This window comes from Nonomuraea jabiensis (assembly GCF_014204795.1).
In the GTDB taxonomy this organism is placed as follows: domain Bacteria; phylum Actinomycetota; class Actinomycetes; order Streptosporangiales; family Streptosporangiaceae; genus Nonomuraea; species Nonomuraea jabiensis.
This window is the reverse complement of record NZ_JACHMB010000001.1, coordinates 11,177,085-11,197,814: the sequence shown is the minus strand read 5'-3', so window position 1 is coordinate 11,197,814 and position 20,730 is coordinate 11,177,085. Positions and strand designations below refer to the sequence as shown.

Sequence of the window (20,730 nt, the reverse complement as noted above, 5' to 3'; positions counted from 1 at the left end):
AATCCGGTGTCCAGGACCCGCCAGCGGGTATCTAACCAGCGGCTCCCCGGACTGATCTCGCACCAGGAGAGGACCGGGGGCATGGTGGAGCGACCTTTCCGTCTCGCGCTGCTGGGCGGCTTCCGGCTGCTGGCCGGCGACGAGCAGGTCGCCGTCTCCAACGGCTCCGAGCGGCTGCTCGCGTACATCGCCATCAGCCGCAGGACGGTGCACAGGAACGTGATGGCGACCACCCTCTGGCCCGACGCGCCGGAGCGGCGCGCGCACGCCAACCTGCGCTCCGCGCTGAAACGCCTCGACGGGGTCGGACGGGCGCTGCTGCACGTCGGGACGACCGAGATCGGGCTGGCCCCGGACACCGGGGTGGACTTCGACGACGCCCGGGCGCTGGCGCAGCGCCTCATCGACCCCACCGTCCAGCCCGAGGAGGCCACGGTCTGCGCGGGGTCCGTCGAGGTGCTGGCCAACGGCCTGCTGCCCGGCTGGTACGAGGAATGGGTGCTGGCCGCCGCGGACGAATGGCACCAGCTGCGGCTGCACGCCCTGGAGGCCCTGTCGGCGATCTTCGTCAGGCAGCGGCGGTTCGCCGAGGCGGTGGCGGCCGCGAGCGTGGCCGCGCACGCCGACCCGCTGCGGGAGAGCGCGTGCGCCGCGCTCATCGAGGCCCATCTCGCGGAGGGCAACCAGGCCGAGGCGATCCGCCATTTCCGGCTCTACGCGGAGAGCCTGCGGGCCGAGCTCGGCATCGAGCCGACCGCCAGGTTGCGGGAGCTGGTCGCCAGCCTGCGCGGCCGCTGAGCGATCCCGGTCACGCTTGGGTCACGCCGACATCACGGCGCCGTGACACGGCCCCCTCCACGCTGGGTGGTGACAGAAGGGAGACCGGAAATGCGCATCAAGAAAAGCCTGATTCTGGCTGGTCCAGCGCTTCTCACCGCTGTCACGCTCGGACCCCTGACGACCCCGACGGCTCAGGCTCTCGCGGAGACCTCCGCGACGAGCGCGCAGACGAGCACCCACGTCACGAGCAAGCCACCCGAGAAGAGGAAGGCCAAGAAGCAGCAGTACAACATGGGCCGCTCGGCCGGCTACGCCGACGGCCGGGACGACTGCAAGAAGAAGCAGCCGTACACGATGAAGTACTCCGGCGGCGGCGCCTACCAGAGGGGATTCGCCGACGGTTACAACTCGGGTTACCACAGCTGCTAGCGCCTTCGGCCACTGAGCTGGACCCCACCCGCGCCCGCGGGGTGGGGTCCACCCCTTTTTCAGCCCAGGCGGGCCACCCCCTCCAGCAGGCGGTCCACGTCGGAGCGGTCGTTGTAGTGGACCAGGCCCGCCCGCACCGCCCCGCCGGAGTCGCGGATGCCGAGCGCGCCGGTCAGCTCCCAGGCGTAGTTGTGGCCGTTCCAGACGTTCACGCCGAGCCCGGCCAGGTGCTCGGCCACCTGGCGCGGGGTGTGCCCGGCCACGTTGAAGTAGGCGGTGGCGGTGCGCCTGGCCGGTTTGCCGTACACCGTGACGTGCGCCATCGTCTCCAGCCCCTCGATCAGCACCGCGAACAGCGCCAGCTCGTGCTCCTCCGCCGCGCTCATCGAGGCCAGCAGGCGCTCGCGGCGGGTGCCCGTGCCCGGGACCATGGCGGCCAGGTGGTCCACGGCCGCCGCCACCCCGGCCAGGTCGGCGAAGGCCGCCGTCCCCGTCTCGAACCGCTCCGGCACCGTGTCGGGGGAGGAGGCCAGCTTGTCCGGCCGCAGCGTCTCCAGCAGCGCCGGGTCCGCCACGACCGCGCCGATGTGCGGGCCCGACCACTTGTACGCGCTCGTGGCGTAGAAGTCGGCGCCCAGGGCGCGCATGTCCACCGGGCCGTGCGGGGTGGCGTGCACGCCGTCCACGTACACGAGCGCCCCCGCCCGGTGCGCCAGCTCGGCGATGGCGGCCACGTTGGGACGGGTGCCGAGGATGTTGCTGGCCGCCGTCACCGCGACCAGCCTGGTGCGTTCGCCGATCAGGTCCGCGTACTGCTCCACCGGCAGCTCGCCGGTGACGGGGTCCACCTCGGCCCAGCGTACGGTGGCGCCGGTCTGGGTCCAGGGCCGGACGTTCGCGTCGTGGTCCAGCCTGGAGACCACGACCTCGTCGCCCGGCCCCGCGATGGCCCTGGCCAGGCGGTAGGTCAGCGTGGTCATGTTCGGGCCGAGCACCACGCCGTCCGGATGGCCGCCGACCAGGTCGGCCACGGCGGCGCGGCAGGCCGCCACGATGGCGCCGGAGCGGTCGCTGGCGGGGAAGGCGCCGCCGACGTTGCCGATCCCGGCCCGGTAGGCGGCGGAGATGGCGTCTATCACCGGCTGCGGGGTCTGGGTGCCGGCCGCGCCGTCGAGGTAGGCGAAGCCGTCTGCCAGCGCGGGATAGGAGGAACGTACCGAATCAATAGGAAAAGGCATGATAGGTAAATGCTCCCCCTCAGAGACCTCAACCGGGCCACTCTGGCCCGCCAGCACCTTCTCGGCCGGTACGAGGGTGACGTGGCCGACGTCGTACACCGGCTGGTCGGCCTGCAGGCGCAGGAGCCGCGGCCGCCGTACCTGGGGGTGTGGTCCCGGCTGGCGGGGTTCGCGCGGGACGACCTGCACGCTGCGCTGCACGCCCGCACGCTGGTGCGGGCCACGATGTGGCGGGCCACGCTGCACCTGGTGACCGCCGCCGACTTCGCCGCGTTCCGCCCGGTGGTGCGGCCCGTGCTGGCCGCCGCCGCGCGCCGCTTCGACGGGGTCGACTTCGACGCGGTCGTGGCCGCCGCCGACCGGCTGCTGGCCGCCGGGCCCATGACCTTCAACGAGTTGCGGCCCAGGCTGCAGGAGGAGTTCCCCGGCGCGTACGACCGGGCGCTCGGATACGCCGTACGCATGCTCACCCCGTTGATCATGGTGCCGACGGAGGACCGGTGGAGCTTCCCGCGCGAGTCCGCGTTCGCGCTGCCCGGCTTCGCCCTGGAGCCCGCCGGCGTGGAGGCGCTGATCGAGCGCTACCTCGCCGCGTTCGGCCCGGCGACCCCTGCCGACGTGCAGGCCTGGTCCGGGCTGGGGGGCCTCAAGCGCGTCATGTCCGGCATGGAGCTGGAAAGGCTCACGGATTTCGCGGGAAGGGAGCTGTACGACCTGCCCGGCGCGCCGCGGCCCGGCGGTGACGTGCCCGCCCCCGTACGGTTCCTGCCCGACTTCGACACGCTGGTCCTGGGCCACGCGGACCGCACCCGCGTGCTGGCCGACGAGTTCAAGGGCCGGGTGGCCACCAAGAACCTCCGGGTGAAGGCGGTCTATCTGGTGGACGGCTTCGCGGCCGGGACGTGGCAGATCAAGCGCACCGCGAAGAAGGCCACGCTCCTCATCAGCCCGTTCACCTCGACCTCTCTCGACGTGCTGGAGGAGGAGGGGCTGCGGTTGCTGGCCTTCGCCGAGCCCGACGCGGTCCCGTCCCTTGAAGTGACCGACGGAGTCTGATTGGTTCAGGGCGGAGGTGTCACCTATGGCCCAGCTGACCGCCCTGGACGCGCAGTTCCTCCATTTCGAGACCGCGACGAACATCGCCAACATCGCCGGCCTGGCCATCCTCGACGGCGACCTCAACCGCGCCGACCTCCAGGCCCTGCTCGAGCGGCGGCTGCCGTACGTGCCCGCGCTGCGGCGCAAGCTGGCCCCCGTGCCGTTCGGGCTGGACCACCCGTACTGGATGCAGGAGGACGACCTCGACCTCGACTACCACGTACGCGAGATCGGCCTGCCGCCGCCGGGCGACGACCGGCAGCTCGCCGACCAGGTCTCGCGGCTGCACGCCCGGCGGCTGGACCGCGGCCGGCCGCTGTGGGAGATCTACCTGATCCACGGGCTGTACGGCGGGCGGATGGGCCTCTACACCAAGATCCACCACGCGGCCGTGGACGGGATCGGAGGCGCCGACGTCCTGGCCGCTCTCCTGGACATCAGCCCCACGCCCGCGCCGCCGCCCGCCGAGGAGCCCTCGCGGGACGCCCCGCCTCCCGGGGCCGCGGAGATGGTGGCGCGCGGGCTGGCGAGGCTGGCCGGCAACCCGGCGCTCGCTCTGCGCTTCGCCGCCAGGGCCGTCCCGCACCTGGACGAGATCCCCGTCGTGTCCTGGATTCCGGGCAGCCACGTCGTCTCCTCGCTCGCCCGGCGGCTGGCCGGGGCCGGGCAGGCTCCCGAGCTGCCGGCGCTGCCCGCGCCGCGGACGCCGTTCAGCGGCCCCGTGTCGGCGCACCGGCGCTTCGCGTTCGTGTCGCTGCCGCTGGAGGAGGTCAAGCGGGTGCGCAAGGCGTTCGGGGTCACCGTCAACGACGTGGTCATGGCGGTGTGCGCGGGCGCGCTGCGCGCGTGGCTGGCCGCGCACGGCGGCGTCCCGCACCAGCCGCTGGTGGCGGGGGTGCCGTTCTCGCTGCGCGCGGCCGGGGTGGAGGGCCCCGGCAACCAGGTGGCGATCATGACGGCGCCGCTGGCCGTGCACGTCGAGGATCCCGTCGCCCGGCTTTACCACGTGCGGCACGCCATGCAGCGGATCAAGGACCGCTTCTCCCTGTCGCCCGCGCGCTGGCTGCGCGAGTTCAGCGAGTCGATGCCGGCCGCGCTCATGGGCCTGGCCGCCCGCTCGGCCTTCTCGCTCGTCGGGCAGACCGCGCCGCCGATCAACGTGGCCGTCTCGAACGTGCCCGGACCGCAGTTCCCCCTGTACGTGTGCGGCGCGCGGCTGCTGACCCACTACCCGGTGTCGGTGATCACGGACGTGAGCGGCGGCGTGAACATCACCGCCTTCTCCTACGACGGCTCCCTCGACATCGGGGTCGTCACCGACAGAAAGATGGTGCCGGACGCCTGGGAACTGGCCGCCGACCTGCGCGCCGCCCTCGACGAGCTGCTCCAGGCGGAAGCGACCCTGCCGCACTAGCCCCCGCAGGCCGGAACTGTCGGTGCCGTGTGGGACCTTGGGAGCGGCGAGGAAGGGAGCCTCCAAGGAGCAGCGGGTCCGCACGCCGGACGAGGAGGTCTGGCGCGGCCTGCTGACGGAGGCCGCCACGTACGTGGAGTCCCTGACGCGCTGACACGCCCGCCGGTCGGCGGCCGGCTGGGGCCACTCGCGGGCGCGGTTGGGTAGCTTGGAAGGAGGCGGCCTGCCAGGTCTCCCGATTTCGCCGTTCCCTCAGACCCGAGGTGCCGATGGTTTCAGCCCCGATGTCATAGGTCCCCACGTTTCAGCGTCGTGTGTCCAAAGCGAGCGAGGAGTGTGTTTTGTCCGAAGCAGCAGAGGTTCTCGAACTCGACGACAACGTCGCCGGCGGTGGCGCGGCCGTCGGCGCCGACTCGGTCAAGGCTTATCTGAAGGAGATCGGCCGCGTGCCGCTGCTCACCGCCGAGCAGGAGATCGACCTGGCCAAGCGCATCGAGGCCGGGCTGTTCGCGCAGGAGCGGCTCGAGACCGAGCCGTGCATGTCCGCCGATCTGCGCGCCGATCTGGAGTGGATCGCCGAGGACGGCGAGATCGCCAAGCGGCGCATGCTGGAGGCCAATCTGCGCCTGGTGGTCTCCATCGCCAAGCGCTACACCGGCCGTGGCATGCTCTTCCTCGACCTCATCCAGGAGGGCAACCTGGGCCTGATCCGGACGATCGAGAAGTTCGACTACCGGCTGGGCTACAAGTTCTCCACCTACGCGACGTGGTGGATCAAGCAGGCCATCACCCGGGCCATGGCCGACCAGGCCCGGACGATCCGCATCCCTGTGCACATGGTCGAGCTGATCAACAAGGTCGCGCGCATGGAGCGCCGCCTGCAGACCGACCTCGGCCGCGAGCCCACGCCCGAGGAGCTGGCCAAGGAGTGCGAGCTCGAGGTCGACCGCGTCATCGAGGTCCAGGGCTACGGCCGCGAGCCGATCTCCCTGAGCACGCCGCTGGGCGAGGAGGGCGACAGCGAGTTCGGCGACCTCATCGAGGACACCGAGGCCGTCTCCCCGGCCGACGCGGTCTCGTTCACGCTGCTCCAGCAGCAGCTGCACGCCCTGCTCGACCAGCTCTCCGAGCGCGAAGCGGGCGTGATCAGCATGCGCTACGGCCTCAACGACGGCAAGCCGATGACCCTCGACGAGATCGGCCGCATCTACGGCGTCACCCGCGAGCGCATCCGGCAGATCGAGGCCAAGACGATGTCCAAGCTCCGCCACCCGTCCCGGTCCCTGGCGCTGCGCGACTACCTGAGCTGACCCGCGACTGAAAGGCTGCGCAAACGGAGGCCCAAGACTGTCGCCACGGACCCGTGGGGGCAGGCGGGCTGTCCTAGATTCCCAGCGTGAAACGCGCCCGATCGAGCCTCGTCCACCAACTCGCCTACGCCGCCAAGAACCCGGACCGGATCGCGCCGCACCTGCGGCGGCTGGCCCGCGACACCTGGTTCCGGCTGCGCACGCGTGATCACGTCGCCTACTACCGGGCCGTCATGAAGTCCGACACCGCTCGCGACCCCGAGGGCGCGGTCGGCTCGCACACGCACAGACGGTGGCTGGCGCTGGGGCGCATGCAGTTCGACTATCTGGTGGAGCACGGGCTCAAGCCGGACCACCGGATGCTGGAGATCGGGTGCGGCAACCTGCGCGCCGGGCGGCTGTTCATCGACTACCTGCACACCGGGAACTACTACGGCATCGACATCTCGCCCGACATCCTCATGGCGGCCCAGAACACGATCGTCGGGCACGGGCTCAACCACAAGGTGCCCTACCTCACGCCCGTCCGCGACCTGCGCTTGGCCTTCCTGCCCGGCGAGCACTTCGACGTCGTCCACGCGCACAGCGTGTTCTCGCACTCGCCGCTGCACGTCATCGAGGAGTGCTTCGCCCACGTGGGGCGGGTCATGAAGCCGGCCGCCTGGTTCGACTTCACCTTCGACCGCACCGAGGGCAAGGAGCACCACGTGCTGCGGGAGGACTTCTACTACCGCACCGAGACGCTGGTGGCGCTGGCCGCCGGGTACGGGCTGCGGGCCACGTTCATGGACGACTGGGAGCGCGGCCCGCACAAGCAGTCGAAGATCCGCATCACCAAGGGTTAGCGGGCCGAGTCCCAGAACTCCTCCAGCGTGGCCGCGCCGGCCGCCGGATCCTGGAGCAGCCACCAGTGGCCGAGCCCCGGCAGCTCGGCCACGGTGGCGCCCGCCCTGGCCGCGCTCTCCTCCGCCACGCTCCGCACCAGGAACGCGTCGCCCTCGGGAACGATCACCAGGCCGGGCGCGGGGATGTCCGCGAACGCGGGCGACCACTCCTCTCCCACCCGCACGGCCGACCGGTAGAGGGCCAGGATGCCGGCGGCCATGACCTGGTCGACGCCGGCCGCGATCTCCAGGGCGTGCTCGAACGGCACGCCGAAGCCCTCGAACCCCTTGGCCCGCTCCTCCAGGGGCGTGGCCAGCAACTGCTCGAAGAACTCCTCGCCGGCCCCGGGCGTCTGCCAGAGCCTGGCCAGGTCGTGCCACTCGAAGGCGGGGTGGCCGAGGCCGGCGGCGTCCGTGGCCCACGTGCGTACGAGGTCGGGGCGGGTGCTGACCAGGCGCACCACCAGGCCGCCGCCCCAGTCGTGGCCGACCAGGTCGATCTCGTCGCCCGCCATCGCCTCCAGCTCGCCGGCCAGCCACGCCACGTACTCCTCCTTCGTGGCGGAGAACCCGTCCGGCCGGGGGCAGCCGAAGCCGGGCATCCGGAGCGCCCGCACGTCCTGGCGGCTCAGGGCCGCGCGGAGGGGGTCCCAGACGGCGGCGGTCTCAGGGACGCCGTGAACCAGCACAAGGGTCATTCCCCGACCGTACGCCGCGAATACCGGGCTGCATACGTTCTCGGCCCTCCTTTAGGGTGTGGGGAGTGAGAGACGTACGGACGTTGCCCAAGGCCCACCTGCACGTTCACCTGGAGAGCACCGTACGGCCCGCGACCGTGCGCGACCTGGGCGGGACGCCCGAGCGCAGCGAGCTGTTCGCGAGCTTCAGGGAGTTCGGCGACGAGCGGGCGCGGGTTCGGGAGCTTTTGCGCACCCCTGAGCACTTCCGGCGGATCGCGGTGGAGTTCTGCGAGGACGAGGCCGCCCAGGGCACCCGCTACGTCGAGGTGACCTTCACCGCCGCCTCCCACGGGGAGCGGGTGGGGGATCCGGAGATGCCGCTGGAGGCGGTGCTCGAGGGGCTGGAGGAGGGCTCGTCCCGCTACGGGATCGAGTACAACGTGCTGCTCGACCACTCCAGGCGGCGGCCGGTGGAGCGGCTGTGGCGCACGTTCAAGCTGGCCGGCCGGTACGACCGGGTGATCGGCATGGGGCTGGCCGGCGACGAGAGCTACCCGCTGGCGCCGTTCGCGGAGGTGCTCGACACGGCCAGGGACGCGGGGCTGCGCCTGGTCCACCACGCGGGCGAGGCCGCCGGGGCCGCCAGCATCCGCGAGGCGCTCTCCCTGGGGCACGCCGAGCGCCTCGGGCACGGCATCCGGGTGCTGGACGACGCCGAGCTGGTGGCCGAGGTGCGCGAGCGCGGGATCCCGCTGGAGGTCTGCCCCACCTCCAACGTGCTGCTCGGGTTCGTCCCCTCCCTGCCCGAGCACCCGCTGCCCCTGCTGAGGGAGGCCGGGCTGGCGGTCACGGTCAACACCGACGGGGAGACGGCCCTGGCCGACGAGTACGCCAGGCTGCGGGACGTGTTCGGGTACGGCGACGCGGACCTGGCCGACCTGGCCCGGGCCTCGATCGACGCGTCGTTCGCGCCGCAGCCCGTCAAGACGCGGCTGCGGGCGGAGGTGGACGCCTGGCTCGCCGCCGGGTGACACATGGGCGGCCGCGCGGTCGCGTGAGAGGCTGTCGGCATGGACTTGTCGAAGCCCGGCACGCCGTCCGTGGCTCAGCGGCTGCCCGAGCGAGTGGTCGTCGCGGGGGTGGTCGGCGCCTTTCTGCCGTTCCTGCATTTCGGATGGGCACTGCTCGGATCGGCGCTGGCGGACCCCTCCCGATGCGGGCACTTCGGATGCCTCGGGCCGTTCGCCGAGGCGTGGGAGATGGGGCGCTGGCTGGTGCCGGTGCTGGCCTGGCCGCTGCTCGGCCTCCTGCGCGTCCGGCCGGCGTGGCACGTCGCGCTCGTGGCCCCGCTGTTCCTCGTGCCGCTCTGGGAGCTCAGCGCCGGCCCCGTGGGCCTGTTCGGCGTGCTGAGCACCGTGCTGGCCTACCCGTTCGCCGCCCTGGTGACCGCGCCGGGCGCCTCCCGGCGGCAGCGCGGGCTGAGCGTGGCGCTGTTCCTCCTGCTCTGCGGCGCCCTCGCCCTGTCCGGTTAGTCCACCCGGCCGTTGCGGGGACGTACGCGGTGGAGCTCCAGGCCGATGTCCACCACCTCGGCCCGTTCGAGGCCGGCCACCTCGCCGAGAGGCACCCACGCGGCCCGGTCGGTGCTGCCGCCGACCTCGTGGCGCAGGGTGCCGCCGGTGATGCGGCCCTCGTAGACGATGCGCAGGCCGTGGAAGTCCGCCTCGCGGCCCTCGCCCCGGGGGTAGCGGCAGTGCAGGGTGCTCATGCCCAGCAGGGCCTCGATCGCCACCGTGTAGCCGGTCTCCTCCGCCACCTCGCGGATCGCGGCGTCCACCGGGTCCTCGGCGTGCTCGATGCCGCCGCCGGGGAGCGTCCAGTGCCGCTCGCCGGAGGGGCCGACCCAGCGCGCGAGCAGGATGCGGCCGTCGTCGACGCAGATCGCGTACGCGGCCACGCGCAGCTCCCGGGTGATGATCACGAGGCGGGACCGGCGGTGCTGCTGCGGACGACGAGGCTGGTGGCCAGCTCTATGCGCGTCCCGACCGGCCCCCTCGGATGGGTCAGCTCCTCCGAGATGAGGCGGACCGCCTCGTTGGCCATGTCGTCGAGCGGCTGGCGGACCGTCGTGAGCGGCGGCGACATCATCTCGCACCACGTGGAGTCGTCGAAGCCGACCACCGACAGCTGGGCCGGCACCCGGATCCCGCGCTCGGTGGCCGCCTGGTAGACGCCGGCCGCCTGGAGGTCGGAGCCGGCGAAGATGGCGGTGGGCCGGTCGGGTCGGTCGAGGAGCTCGGCCCCGAACTCCCTGCCGCCGGAGATCAGGAAGTCGCCGTAGCGGGTCAGCCCGGGATCGGGGTCGATCCCGAACGTACGGTGCGCCGCCAGGTAGCCCTCGTACCGGTCGAGCGTGCACTGCGTCTCGAGCGGCCCGCCGATGAAGCCGATCCTGGTGTGCCCCAGCTCCAGCAGGTGGGTCGTGGCCATGACGCCGCCGGACCAGTTGGTGGCGCCGACGGTGGAGACGCGCGGATCGCGCTTGCCCACCGGGTCGAGCAGCACCAGCGGCACGTGCAGGAGCTCCTCGATGGCCGAGATCTCCTCCTGGTTGGCCCGCGACAGCACCAGCACGATGCCGTCGGTGCTGCGCTTGCGCACGATCCCGATCCAGCGCCGCAGGTCGAAGTCGGCCCGCGCGGACGAGGTCACCACGAGCGAGAAACCCCACCGCGCGGCCGCCTGCTCGGCGCCCCTGATGAGCACCTGGGCCCACGGGGAGCCGAGCCCGTCTATGAGCAGGTCGACGAGACCGGCCCGGGGAGTGCTCGGCGGGCGCGGGGCCTCGTAGCCGAAGGCCCGGACCGCTTCGAGCACCTTGTCCCTGGTGGCGGCGGAGACGTGTTTCTTGCCGCTCAGGACCTTGGAGACCGTCGGCACGGACACTCCGGCGGCGGCGGCGACGTCCGCCAGCGTTGCTCGAGCCACAGGACCTCCGCGTTGCAACTTTCGGAAAACCTCAAAGCCGCAGGTTGCCTGCTGACCTGGAGCAGACTGCTACCCGATCGGCGCTGTTGACATCGCTGCGCGCCCGAGCCTACCGTAACCCTTCGGCAATGTCACGGTAATCTTTCGGAAAGTGTGCCAGAAACTTTCCGACGACAAGGGGCGTATGAACCGGGTCGGGCGGGTGGTCGGACGCCGGGATGCTCCACCGCCCCTGGGGCCAGGTCCGGCACGAGCGCGGCGACCGCCAGGATCAGGTCGAGGATCCTTCCATCCCTACAGGAGTAGTGAAATGTCTCGCTTGGACGCTTTCAGGAACCGCATCGGGGGCTTCGCCTACGGCGGCGACTACAACCCGGAGCAATGGGAGCCCGCCGTGTGGCGGGAGGACGTCCGGCTCATGCGTGAGGCCGGCGTCAACATCGTCTCCCTCGGCGTCTTCGCGTGGGCGTCCCTGGAGCCGGAGCCGGGCAAGTACGAGTTCGGCTGGCTGGACGAGATCATGGACCTCCTCCACGAGAACGGCATCAGCGTCAACCTGGCCACCCCGACGGCGGCCCCGCCCGTCTGGCTCACCCACCTGCACCCCGAGGTGTTCCCGGTGATGGCCGACGGGGAGCGGTTCGGGTTCGGCAACCGGCTGCACTACGATCCGTCGTCACCCATCTACCGCGAGTACGCGGCGAACATCACCACCAAGCTCGCCGAGCGCTACTCCTTCCACCCGGCGCTGGCGATGTGGCACATCTCCAACGAGTACGGGCCCACGGCGTACAACGAGGCCGCCTCGGTCAACTTCCGGCGCTGGCTGCAGCGCCGCTACGGCGACCTGGAGACCCTGAACGAGGCGTGGTACACCCGCTTCTGGAGCCAGAGCTACACCGACTGGGACCAGGTCGAGGTGCCGCACATCCCGCGCACCTGGATGAACCCCGCCCGCCGGCTCGACTTCAAGCGCTTCACCTCCGACGCCCTCCTCGAGTGCTATCTCGCCGAACGCGACATCGTCCGCTCCTTCCGCGACGACATCCCGGTCCTGACGAACTTCATGCGCTTCTTCAAGCACGCCGACTACTGGAAGTGGGCGCCCGAGGAGGACGCGGTCGCGCTCGACATCTACCCCAACCCCGCCGACGCCGACTCGCACGTGTCGGCCGCCTTCCAGTACGACCTGTTCCGCTCGCTCAAGGGCGGGCAGCCGTGGCTGCTCATGGAGCAGGCGGCCAGCGCGGTCAGCCAGTGGCAGCTCAACATCGTCAAGGAGCCCGGCCGGATGCGGCTCGGCTCGCTGCAGGCGGTGTCGCGGGCGGCGGACTCGGTGATGTTCTTCCAGTGGCGGGCCAGCCGCGGCGGGCAGGAGCGCTTCCACTCGGCGATGCTGCCGCACTCCGGGCCGGACTCGCGCACGTTCAGGGAGATCGTGGACCTGGGACGGGAGATGAAGCTGCTCGCTCCCGTGGCGGGGACGACCTCCCGGGCCGAGATCGCGATCCTGTTCGACTGGGACGGCTGGTGGGGGCTGGAGGAGACGGCGGGGCTGCCGCGCCAGGACCTCAGCTACCCGGACACGGTCATGCGGCACTACACGCCGCTGTGGTCGAACAATCACCCGGTGGACGTCGTGTCCGCGTCGTCGTCGCTGGACGGGTACAAGGTGCTGGTGGTGCCGAACGCGTACCTGATCGGCGACGAGGGCGTGCGGCGCATCACCGAGTTCGCCGAGAACGGCGGCACGGTCGTCATGTCGTTCTTCTCCGGCGTGGTCGACGAGTGCAACCGGGTGCGGCCCGGCGGCTACCCGGGCGCGTTCCGGCAGCTCATCGGGGCCAAGGTGGACGAGTACTGGCCCGCGCGGCCGCACGAGGTGTTCTCGGTGGAGTTCGCCGACGGGCGACGGACGACCTCGACGTGGTGGCGCGACGACCTGCACCTGGAGACCGGCACGGCCCTGGCCACCTACGCCGACGGCCTGCTGGCCGGCCGGGCCGCCGTGGTGGAGAACCGCTTCGGCGCGGGGCGCGTGGTGTACTTCGCGACCCTCCTGGAGCAGGCCGCCTTCGACGCCGAACTGCTCGCGGCCGTGTCGGCGGCGGGCGTCCGGTCGCCGTTCCCGCAGGCGCCCGCCCACGTGGAGTGCGCCGTGCGGGGGGACGAGGAGCACGAGTACGTGTTCCTGCTCAACCACAGCGGCGAACTGGACGCGTCCGTGCCGTTCGAGGGGGAGGGGACCGACCTGCTCACCGGCCAGGCGGTGTCGGGTGCGGTCGAGCTGGCCCCGCTGGGGGCGGCGGTGATCCGGCGCGCCCGCTCGTAGTCCCGGCATATGCCCCGGCGGGCCCGCCGCCCGCCGGGGCTTTTGACTCTGGCCTTTACCCCGAACGTAGATCTATATCCGTTTCATGGGGTTATGTTTGCCTTTGTCCGTTTTGATGGGTAGCTTGGTAGTCGTTACCGGCGAGTGACCTGGGCCTTACCAACGTGGAAGGCACCACTCGTCCGGACTCCCTCTGGTTGGATTCACGCTCCACGTGCCGCCCTTATGGCGTCATGCCCGGCTACGTGAGTGAAGAGCGTATTGCCCTGTCGCCTAACAAAGGACTGCGCCTACCCATGTCTGCTCGCCTGCACTCTATCGCCATGCTCACCGCGTCCGTGCTGACCGCCATGGCCGTCGGCTCGCCCGCGGCGCACGCTGACGCCGAGGCCGGCAGCACGATCACCCAGACGGCCGTGCTCCAGGGCTCGACCACCGCGTCCTACTTCTGGGACGACTCCTCCGGCCGCGCGGGTGACACCGGTCTGCCCGCCGCCGGCAAGCCCATGCAGAAGGGTCTGGCCGCCAGCCCGAGCTGGCCGCTCATGACCGAGGGCTACGTGATCTACAAGGGCAAGAAGCTCCCGTTCTTCGTCGGTGACCGCGGTCCGGGCAACCCCTCCAACAGCGGTGTGATGCTCGACCTCGACGCCAAGACGTTCGCCGAGCTGACCGGCGGCAGGTTCAACCCCGACACCCTCGCCGTGGACGGCGTCGGCGGCGCGGGCCACATCAAGATCGACTACGTCGTGACCAAGTGGGGCGGCGGCGTCGGCAAGAAGAACTACCCGGTCGCCTACTCCACGGGCGCCTGGGCCGAGAAGGACGCCAACCCGGTCCTCCAGACGGTGTCGGTGAAGCTCCCCGCGAACTGAGCTCGCCATCCCCCAAAGGGCACCCCTGACCAGGGGTGTCCTTTTCGCGTGCCGGTATCGTTTGCGGACGATCTACCGCACGTGGAAGGGACCAGATGAGCTCCCGGCCGCTTTACCGCGACCCCATGCACGACGGCGCCACCGACCCCACCCTCATCTGGAACCGGGCCGAGCGCGCCTGGTGGCTCGTCTACACCAGCCGCCGCGCGAGCGCCCCGGACCTGGGGGACGTGAGCTGGGTGCACGGCACCGACCTCGGCGTCGCGTCATCCGTGGACGGCGGCGCGACCTGGCTTTACCGGGGGACGATCGAGGGTCTCGACACCGAATGGGGGCGGCACACGTACTGGGCGCCGGAGATCGTCGACGACGGGGAGACGTACCACATGTACGTCAGCGTCATCCGCGGCGTCCCCGGGGCGTGGCCGGGCCACGAACGCCACATCCGCCACTACACCAGCCCCGACCTCGTGCGGTGGACGTACCGGTCCACCCTCGGCCTGTCCTCCCCGTACGTGATCGACGCCTGCGTGGCCGCGCTGCCCGGCGGCGGCCACCGGCTCTGGTACAAGGACGAGGGCGACGGCTCGCACACCTGGGCCGCCGACAGCTCCGACCTGCACCATTGGCAGGTCCGCGGGCCCGCCGTGACGATCTCCGCCCACGAGGGGCCGAACGTGTTCACGCTCGGGGGCCGGCACTGGATGATCGTCGACGAGTGGCGCGGCCAGCGCGTGCTGGTCTCTGACGACCTCGACGTCTGGGAGCCGCGGGGCCTCATCCTCGACGAGCCGGGCACGCGCCCGGACGACGACGGGTTCGGCCACCACGCGGACGTCGTGGTGACGGGGGAGGAGGCGGTGATCTTCTACTTCACCCACCCGGGCGGTGGCCGCCGCTCGTCGGTCCAGGCCGCCCGGCTGCGGGTGCGGGACGGCGAGCTGACCTGCGACCGCGACGAGCCCCTCACCGGCCCCCTGCTGCCCGTCGAGGGCCCCTGACCCCACCCGCGCCGCTCCCACTGGTACGACCAGCGCACCGCGGGCCGATCCACCTGCCGGAGGTCCGCCGCCGACGTGGCCGAGGTGCCCGAGAGGTGCTGACCGGTCGGTCAGCGGAGCGTGACGAGGATCCCGTCGTCGTCGCTGAACAGCTCGGCGCCGGGGCGGAAGGTGGCGCCGCCGAAGGTGACGGGGACGTCGCGCTCGCCGCCGCCCGCCTTGGCGCTCTTGCGGGGGTTGGAGCCGAGGGCCTTGACGCCCAGGTCGAGCCCGCGCAGGGCGGCGACGTCGCGGACCGCGCCGTTGATGACCACGCCGGCCCAGCCGTTGGCGACCGCCATGCCGGCGATGACGTCGCCCATGAGGGCGGCGCGCAGGGAGCCGCCGCCGTCCACCACCAGGACCCGGCCCTCGCCGGGCTCGGACAGGACGGACTTGAGCAGGACGTTGTCCTCGTGGCACCGGACGGTGACGACGGGGCCGCTGAAGGCGTGCCGGCCGCCGTACTGGCGGAGCTGCAGGTCGCAGGAGTCGAGCTGGTCGCCGCGCTCGTCGTACAGGTCTGCGGTGACAACGGTCATGGAGGAACCTTCCTATGGATCGACGGGAAGCCGCCGGGCGGCCACGCCGGCCCAGCCGAGGCTGAGCGCGGTGACGAGGAGCACGCCGCCGGCCCCGAGCCCGGCGGCCACGAGCCCGGCCGCGCCGGGGATGACCAGCTGGCCGGTACGGTTGCCGACCAGGCGCAGGGACATGGCCCGGCCGCGCATCCCGGCGGGGGCGGACTCGGCCAGCCACGACATGGTCAGCGGCTGCCCCACCCCCAGCCCGAACCCCGCGACCAGCAGCAACGCGGCCAGCGCCCACAGCGGCATGGGCACGGGCGTGACCAGCATGGCGACCGCCGCCGCGAGGGTGCTGCCGACCAGCAGCCTGCGCCGGCCGACCAGGCGGGCGAGGTGGCCGAGGAAGAAGCGCGAGGCCATGGACGCGACGCCGCGGACGGTCAGCAGCAGGCCCACGGCGCTCGCGGTCAGTCCTTGCTCGGTGCCGAGCGCGGGCAGGTACGCCAGCGTGATGTCGACCGCGGACAGCACCACGCAGCTCGTCACCAGGGCGTGCGCGAGGCCGGGCAGGCGCAGCAGCGAGCGCAGGCCCCCGCTCTCGGCCCGGGTCCGCGCGGCCGCGCCGCTGCGCGGCAGCAGCGCGGACAGCCCGAGGAGGAGCACGCCGAGGCCGCAGGACCAGGCGAAGATGCGGCCGGTGTCGGGGATGGAGCCGTCGCCGCCGAGCAGGCTGATCATGAGCGGGCCGGCGGCCTGGCCGAGGGACGCGGCGAAGGTGTAGTGGCCGAAGGCGGTGTCGTGGCGGCCGTGCTCGGTGGTGTTGGCGACCAGGGCCTGCTGGGCGATGACGCTGCCCAGGTGGCCGGTGCCGAGCAGGATCCCGGCCGCGACCAGGCCGGGCACGGTGTGGCCGAACGCGGTGAACGCGACCGCGGAGGCGGTGAGCAGGAGCGCGCCCGCCACGGCCATGCGGCGCTCGCCGTACCGGTCGGCGGCGTGGCCGGCGGGCAGGGCCAGCAGCAGCGGCGCGATGGCGAAGCTGGCGCCGAGCACGCCGAGCCAGGCCGCGGGCACGTCGAGCTCGATCGCGCGGTACGACATGGTGGGCCGCAGCACGAAGGTGATCACCTGGGTGCCGGTGGAGTGGGCGAGCAGGACCGCGTGCCGATGCCAGGCGTCAGGCATCTACCTCGTCCTGCTGGTGCTTGCGCAGGCGCCAGGCGGCCTGGGCGCCGAGACTGGTGTCGATGTGCTCGCGCATCACCTCCGCGGCCGACTCCGCGTCGCCCGCGATGACGTACTCCAGCAGGGCCTCGTGCTCGGCGGCCTTGCGGTCGCGGGCGGCCTGGCCGCGCTCGACCTCCAGGGCGAGGCGGCGGTAGCGGTCGGCCTTGTCCCACAGGCTGTCGAGGGTCTGGATGAGCAGGTCGTTGTGGGAGGCGGAGTAGAGGGCGGCGTGGAACCTGCGGTGCGCGACGAGCTGCTCGTAGGCGGGGTTGCCGGGCAGGGGTTCGAGGCCCTCGTGGGCGGCGCGCATGGCGGCGATGTCGGCCTTGGTACGGCGTTCGGCGGCCAGCGCGACCGCCAGGGGGTCGAGGGAGCGGCGCAGCTCCAGCAGGTCGCGGGCCTCCTCGGCGGCCAGGGGGGCCACGCGGGCGTCGCGGTGGGCGTCCAGCTCCACCAGCCCCTCGCTCTTGAGCCGGCGCAGCGCCTCGCGCAGGGGAGTGGTGCTGATGCCGATGTCGCGGGCCAGCCGGGCCTGGGGGATGACGGAGCCGGGGGCCAGCCGGCCGGCCAGGATCAGCTCCTTGACCTGCAGGTAGGCGTAGTCCGCCTTCGTCGTGTAGAGCTCGGCCGCTGATTCGCCCATCGCTGTCCTGTCTCGTGGCTGACGGTTATAACCTACACCGTCAGCCACTCTTGCGGATGAATGCCCCTTTGATCCTCCGGTGGTGACCGTTATAGCGATCAGTAATTGCAGCCGAAGAAGACGGTGGGGTTGCAGCCGGGCAGGGTGCAGATGATGAACGTGGTCCCCAGCGTCGGCATCTCCTGGGTGCCGCCGTGCACGGGGATCACGATCTCGCCCGCGGGATGGGGGACGCCGGCGTCGCGGTGGTAGGGGTCTTTCCAGGATCGGGTGAGGTCGTCGTCGGACATGAGAGCACGATGCGCCCGCGGGGACGCCCGCGGCATCCGTCATGTTCCGGAAGCCGAAACATCCGGGAAACCACGTAATCCTTGACGGGACGGCTCAGTGGGATAGAGATGGGGGTGAGATCGACGATCTTCCTGGCGGGGAGGTTATGACGTGCTGGTGACCCGGCGCCCGTTGACAGGCCGTTCCGCCGAGCTCGATCACCTGGTGCGGCTGCTGGACAGGCCGCACGGGACGACGTTCGTGCTGATGACCGGCGATCCGGGGATCGGCAAGAGCCGGCTGCTGACGGCGGTCGCCGAGCTGGCGCGGGAGCGGGGGCTGCCGGCGATGGCGGGGCGGGCCACCGAGTTCGAGCGCAGCGCGCCGTTCGGGATCCTGTTCGACGCCCTGGCCGACGGCGATCGCCACCTCCAACTGGCCGCCGACCTGGACCGGATCCGCGCGCTGCTGTCCGCCGAGGCCGGCGCGGACGCCGGGGGAGCGGCCCGCGGGCTGGCGGCGCTGAACCGGCACCGGTTGTTCCGGGAGTCGCACCGCCTCGTGGAGCGCATCTCGGAGCGGGACGGCCTGGTCGTGCTGCTGGACGACATGCAGTGGGCCGACGACGCCTCCGTCGAGGCCCTCGACTACTTCATCCGGCACCCGCCGGACCGGCGCGTGGTCGTCCTGCTCGCGGCGCGCACCGGCGGGCTGCCGGCCGGGCTGACGCGCTCGCTGGCCGCGGCCTCCGTGGTGGCGCTGCCCCTCGGCCCGCTGTCGGCGGGCGACGCGGACGCGCTGCTGGGCGAGGAGATGTCCGCGCCCCGCCGGCGCCGCCTGTACGAGCGCAGCGGCGGCAATCCGCTGTTCCTGGAGATCCTGGCCGCGCTGCCGGACGGCGACGACCCCGCCGAGGCCGCGAGCCCCGTCGCGGTGAACGCTCTGGACCGGCTGATCGCCGCCGAGCTGTCGGGCCTGGACCAGGTGCAGGGGCTGGTGGCGCGGGCCGCGGCGGTGGCGGGCGACGAGCTGGACGCGACGCTGGTGGCGGCGGTGTCGGAGCTGGAGCCGGCCACGGTGGTGGCCGCCCTGGACGAGCTCGTACGCCGGAACGTCCTGTCCTCCGGCCCGCGCACCCTGGGCTTCCGGCATCCGCTGGTGCGGGCGGCGGCGTACCGGATGGCGGGGCCCGCGTGGCGGATGGCGGCGCACCGGCGCGCGGCCGAGTACCTGCGCGCGCATGGCGCGCCGGCGGTGCGATGCGCGGTGCACATGGAGCACGCGATCGTGATCGGCGACGTGGACGGGGCCGCACTGCTGGCCGAAGGGGCGGACGCGGTGGCCGCGACCGCCCCGGCGACGGCGGCGCGCTGGTTCCGCGCCGCCCTGGGGGCCCTGCCGGACGACGCGCCCGGCGGGCGGCGGGCCGGCCTGCTGATGTCGCTGGCGGCTGCCCTGGGCGTGTCCGGGCAGCTGGCGGAGAGCCGTACGCTGCTGCGCGAGGTCATCCAGGCGGGCGGCGACCACCGCGACCAGGCCGTGGAGCTGATGTCCATGATGGAGCGCTCGCTGGGCCGCTTCGAGGAGGCCCGGGCGATCCTGACCGCCGAGCTGCGCCACCTGGACCCCGCCTCGGGCGGCGACTCCGGCGGGCGGTGCGCGCTGCTGGTGGAGCTGGCGGCCAACGATCTGCTGGACGGGCGCTGGGACCAGGGCCGGGAGAACGCCTCGCTCGCGTTCGGGCTGGCAGGACCGCGTACCCGGCGAGGGTTGCCGGCCACGGCCGTGACGTTGCTGGCGGTCGCGGCGCTCTACCGGTGCGACTTCGGGGAGGCGTACCGGCATCTCGACCGGGCGGACGCGCTGGTGAACGGGCTGACCGACCGCGAGCTGTGCGACGACCTCGGGCTCGTGGCCGCGCTGGCGTGGGGCGAGTTCCTGGCCGACCGCAACGCCGACGCGCTGCGGCACCTGGCCCGCGGCCTGCGGGTGGCCCGCGACCACGGGCGCAGCCACGTCGTGCCGCTGCTGTACGCCGCCCGCGCCACCGTCCACGCCCGGCTGGGGGACGTCGACCGGGCGCTGGGCGACGCCGAGGAGGCCGAGGAGATCGCCCGGCATCTGGGCAGCGCGGAGATGCTGGCGTTCGTCCACGTCACGAAGTCGCGCCCGCTGCTGTGGCGGAGCGGCCCGGACGCGGCGATGCCGCTGATCGAGCCGGCGCGGCGGGGGCAGGTGCTGCGCTCGGCCTGGTGGCGGACCATCTCGGACCAGGTGGTGTCGGAGGTGCTGTTCTCGGTCGGCGAGACGGAGGAGTGCGGGCGGCTGCTGGCGGCGCGGGTGCCCGCCGACCCGGCCGGCCTCGGCCCCGGCGTGGTCGGCAGTTACGCGCTGCGCTCGGAGGTGGAGGTCACCCGGGGCGATCTGACGGCGGGCACGGAGTGGTACGAGCGCGCCGCCCGCGTCGTGGAGCTCGGCGCCCCGCCCGTGCAGTCGGGTTTCCTGGCGCGGGCCCGTGCCGTCCTCGCGCTCGCGCAGGGCCGGCGGGACGAGGCGGAGGAGGCGGCGCGCGAGGCCGTGGACCGGTTCGCTGACGCCGGGCTGCCCATCGGGGAGGCATTCGGCCGGATGCTGCTGGCCGGTGTGCTGCGGCGCGACGCCGACTCGCGGACCGCCAAGCAGCAGCTCGGGCAGGCCAAGGAGCTGTTCCTGTCGTGCGGCGCGCCGTGGCTGGCGGCCCAGGTGGGCGTCGAGCAGCGCCGGATGGCCGCCGGCCTGGCCCACCGGCCGGGGGCCGGGAGTTCGTTGTCGGAGCGGGAGCGGGAGATCGCCGAGCTGGTCGCGTACGGCATGACGAACCGGGAGATCGGCGAGCGCCTGTTCCTCAGCCCCAGGACGGTGGAGACGCACCTGGCCAGCGTGTTCAGGAAGCTCGGGGTGAAGACCCGGGCCGCCCTGGGGCACCGGCTCGCCGAGTGACCGGCCGCAGGCACGG

The 20,730-nt window shown here is 72.4% G+C and carries 19 protein-coding genes and 1 pseudogene; 12 read left to right on the top strand and 8 right to left on the bottom strand.

Annotated elements, in window-relative coordinates:
- Window positions 1-81: 81 nt before the first annotated feature.
- Window positions 82-798 carry an AfsR/SARP family transcriptional regulator gene (locus HD596_RS51215; RefSeq protein WP_185076665.1) on the top strand — a complete coding sequence of 239 codons (717 nt, stop codon included), beginning with the start codon at window positions 82-84 and terminating at the stop codon, window positions 796-798.
- 90 nt (window positions 799-888) lie between these two features.
- Complete coding sequence (locus tag HD596_RS51210) at window positions 889-1,209, top strand: hypothetical protein (protein WP_185076663.1); 321 nt, start codon at window positions 889-891, stop codon at window positions 1,207-1,209.
- 59 nt (window positions 1,210-1,268) lie between these two features.
- Here the strand turns inward: HD596_RS51210 and HD596_RS51205 are convergent, their stop codons facing one another.
- Entirely contained in the window at window positions 1,269-2,447 is a 1,179-nt protein-coding gene (locus HD596_RS51205; protein ID WP_185076661.1) for a cysteine desulfurase-like protein, read from the bottom strand.
- A gap of 9 nt (window positions 2,448-2,456) precedes the next feature.
- On the opposite strand from HD596_RS51205, the gene HD596_RS51200 reads away from it, so the two are divergent.
- From HD596_RS51200 to HD596_RS51185, 4 genes and pseudogenes are all read left to right on the top strand, one after another.
- Entirely contained in the window at window positions 2,457-3,503 is a 1,047-nt protein-coding gene (locus HD596_RS51200) for a winged helix DNA-binding domain-containing protein (RefSeq protein ID WP_185076659.1), read from the top strand.
- Between the two features lie 25 nt (window positions 3,504-3,528).
- A complete protein-coding gene (locus HD596_RS51195) occupies window positions 3,529-4,959 on the top strand; it encodes a WS/DGAT/MGAT family O-acyltransferase (RefSeq protein WP_185076657.1) in 1,431 nt (476 codons plus the stop codon).
- A gap of 380 nt (window positions 4,960-5,339) precedes the next feature.
- Window positions 5,340-6,269 (top strand): annotated as a pseudogene (locus HD596_RS51190) (RNA polymerase sigma factor); the annotation flags it as partial.
- Between the two features lie 86 nt (window positions 6,270-6,355).
- The gene (locus HD596_RS51185; RefSeq protein WP_313046734.1) at window positions 6,356-7,114 is read left to right on the top strand and encodes a class I SAM-dependent methyltransferase; all 759 of its coding nucleotides are present in this window, start codon (window positions 6,356-6,358) and stop codon (window positions 7,112-7,114) included.
- Here HD596_RS51185 and HD596_RS51180 read toward each other — a convergent pair.
- Complete coding sequence (locus HD596_RS51180; RefSeq protein WP_185076654.1) at window positions 7,111-7,851, bottom strand: alpha/beta fold hydrolase; 741 nt, start codon at window positions 7,849-7,851, stop codon at window positions 7,111-7,113. The genes HD596_RS51185 and HD596_RS51180 overlap by 4 nt on opposite strands.
- Before the next feature lie 65 nt (window positions 7,852-7,916).
- Here HD596_RS51180 and add point away from each other — a divergent pair, with 65 nt between their 5' ends.
- Complete coding sequence (add, locus tag HD596_RS51175) at window positions 7,917-8,864, top strand: adenosine deaminase (protein ID WP_185076652.1); 948 nt, start codon at window positions 7,917-7,919, stop codon at window positions 8,862-8,864.
- Window positions 8,865-8,903: 39 nt separating this feature from the next.
- Window positions 8,904-9,365 carry a hypothetical protein gene (locus HD596_RS51170; RefSeq protein ID WP_185076650.1) on the top strand — a complete coding sequence of 154 codons (462 nt, stop codon included), beginning with the start codon at window positions 8,904-8,906 and terminating at the stop codon, window positions 9,363-9,365.
- On the opposite strand, the gene HD596_RS51165 is transcribed toward HD596_RS51170, so the two are convergent.
- Window positions 9,362-9,814, bottom strand: a complete 453-nt coding sequence (locus HD596_RS51165; RefSeq protein ID WP_313046730.1) for an NUDIX hydrolase — start codon at window positions 9,812-9,814, stop codon at window positions 9,362-9,364. The two genes, HD596_RS51170 and HD596_RS51165, sit on opposite strands and share 4 nt — an antisense overlap.
- The gene (locus tag HD596_RS51160) at window positions 9,811-10,821 is read right to left on the bottom strand and encodes a LacI family DNA-binding transcriptional regulator (RefSeq protein WP_313046728.1); all 1,011 of its coding nucleotides are present in this window, start codon (window positions 10,819-10,821) and stop codon (window positions 9,811-9,813) included. Before HD596_RS51160 ends, HD596_RS51165 begins: the two co-directional genes overlap by 4 nt.
- Before the next feature lie 319 nt (window positions 10,822-11,140).
- Here HD596_RS51160 and HD596_RS51155 point away from each other — a divergent pair, with 319 nt between their 5' ends.
- The 3 genes from HD596_RS51155 to HD596_RS51145 all read left to right on the top strand — a co-directional run bounded on the left by HD596_RS51155 (window position 11,141) and on the right by HD596_RS51145 (window position 15,029).
- Complete coding sequence (locus HD596_RS51155) at window positions 11,141-13,153, top strand: beta-galactosidase (protein WP_185076648.1); 2,013 nt, start codon at window positions 11,141-11,143, stop codon at window positions 13,151-13,153.
- 296 nt (window positions 13,154-13,449) lie between these two features.
- Window positions 13,450-14,028 carry a hypothetical protein gene (locus HD596_RS51150; protein ID WP_185076646.1) on the top strand — a complete coding sequence of 193 codons (579 nt, stop codon included), beginning with the start codon at window positions 13,450-13,452 and terminating at the stop codon, window positions 14,026-14,028.
- 95 nt (window positions 14,029-14,123) lie between these two features.
- Window positions 14,124-15,029 (top strand): glycoside hydrolase family protein, encoded by a 906-nt coding sequence (locus HD596_RS51145; RefSeq protein ID WP_185076644.1) that lies wholly within the window; start codon window positions 14,124-14,126, stop codon window positions 15,027-15,029.
- Window positions 15,030-15,139: 110 nt separating this feature from the next.
- On the opposite strand, the gene rraA is transcribed toward HD596_RS51145, so the two are convergent.
- From rraA to HD596_RS51125, 4 genes are all read right to left on the bottom strand, one after another.
- Window positions 15,140-15,610 (bottom strand): ribonuclease E activity regulator RraA, encoded by a 471-nt coding sequence (rraA, locus tag HD596_RS51140; RefSeq protein WP_185076643.1) that lies wholly within the window; start codon window positions 15,608-15,610, stop codon window positions 15,140-15,142.
- Window positions 15,611-15,622: 12 nt separating this feature from the next.
- Window positions 15,623-16,780, bottom strand: a complete 1,158-nt coding sequence (locus HD596_RS51135) for an MFS transporter (RefSeq protein WP_185076641.1) — start codon at window positions 16,778-16,780, stop codon at window positions 15,623-15,625.
- On the bottom strand, window positions 16,773-17,465 hold the full coding sequence (locus HD596_RS51130) for a GntR family transcriptional regulator (RefSeq protein WP_185076639.1): 693 nt from the start codon (window positions 17,463-17,465) through the stop codon (window positions 16,773-16,775). Before HD596_RS51130 ends, HD596_RS51135 begins: the two co-directional genes overlap by 8 nt.
- A gap of 98 nt (window positions 17,466-17,563) precedes the next feature.
- A complete protein-coding gene (locus HD596_RS51125; RefSeq protein ID WP_185076636.1) occupies window positions 17,564-17,755 on the bottom strand; it encodes a hypothetical protein in 192 nt (63 codons plus the stop codon).
- A 151-nt stretch (window positions 17,756-17,906) separates the two neighbouring features.
- Between HD596_RS51125 and HD596_RS64395 the strand changes: the two genes are divergently transcribed.
- The gene (locus HD596_RS64395; protein ID WP_185076635.1) at window positions 17,907-20,714 is read left to right on the top strand and encodes a helix-turn-helix transcriptional regulator; all 2,808 of its coding nucleotides are present in this window, start codon (window positions 17,907-17,909) and stop codon (window positions 20,712-20,714) included.
- Window positions 20,715-20,730: the final 16 nt, after the last annotated feature.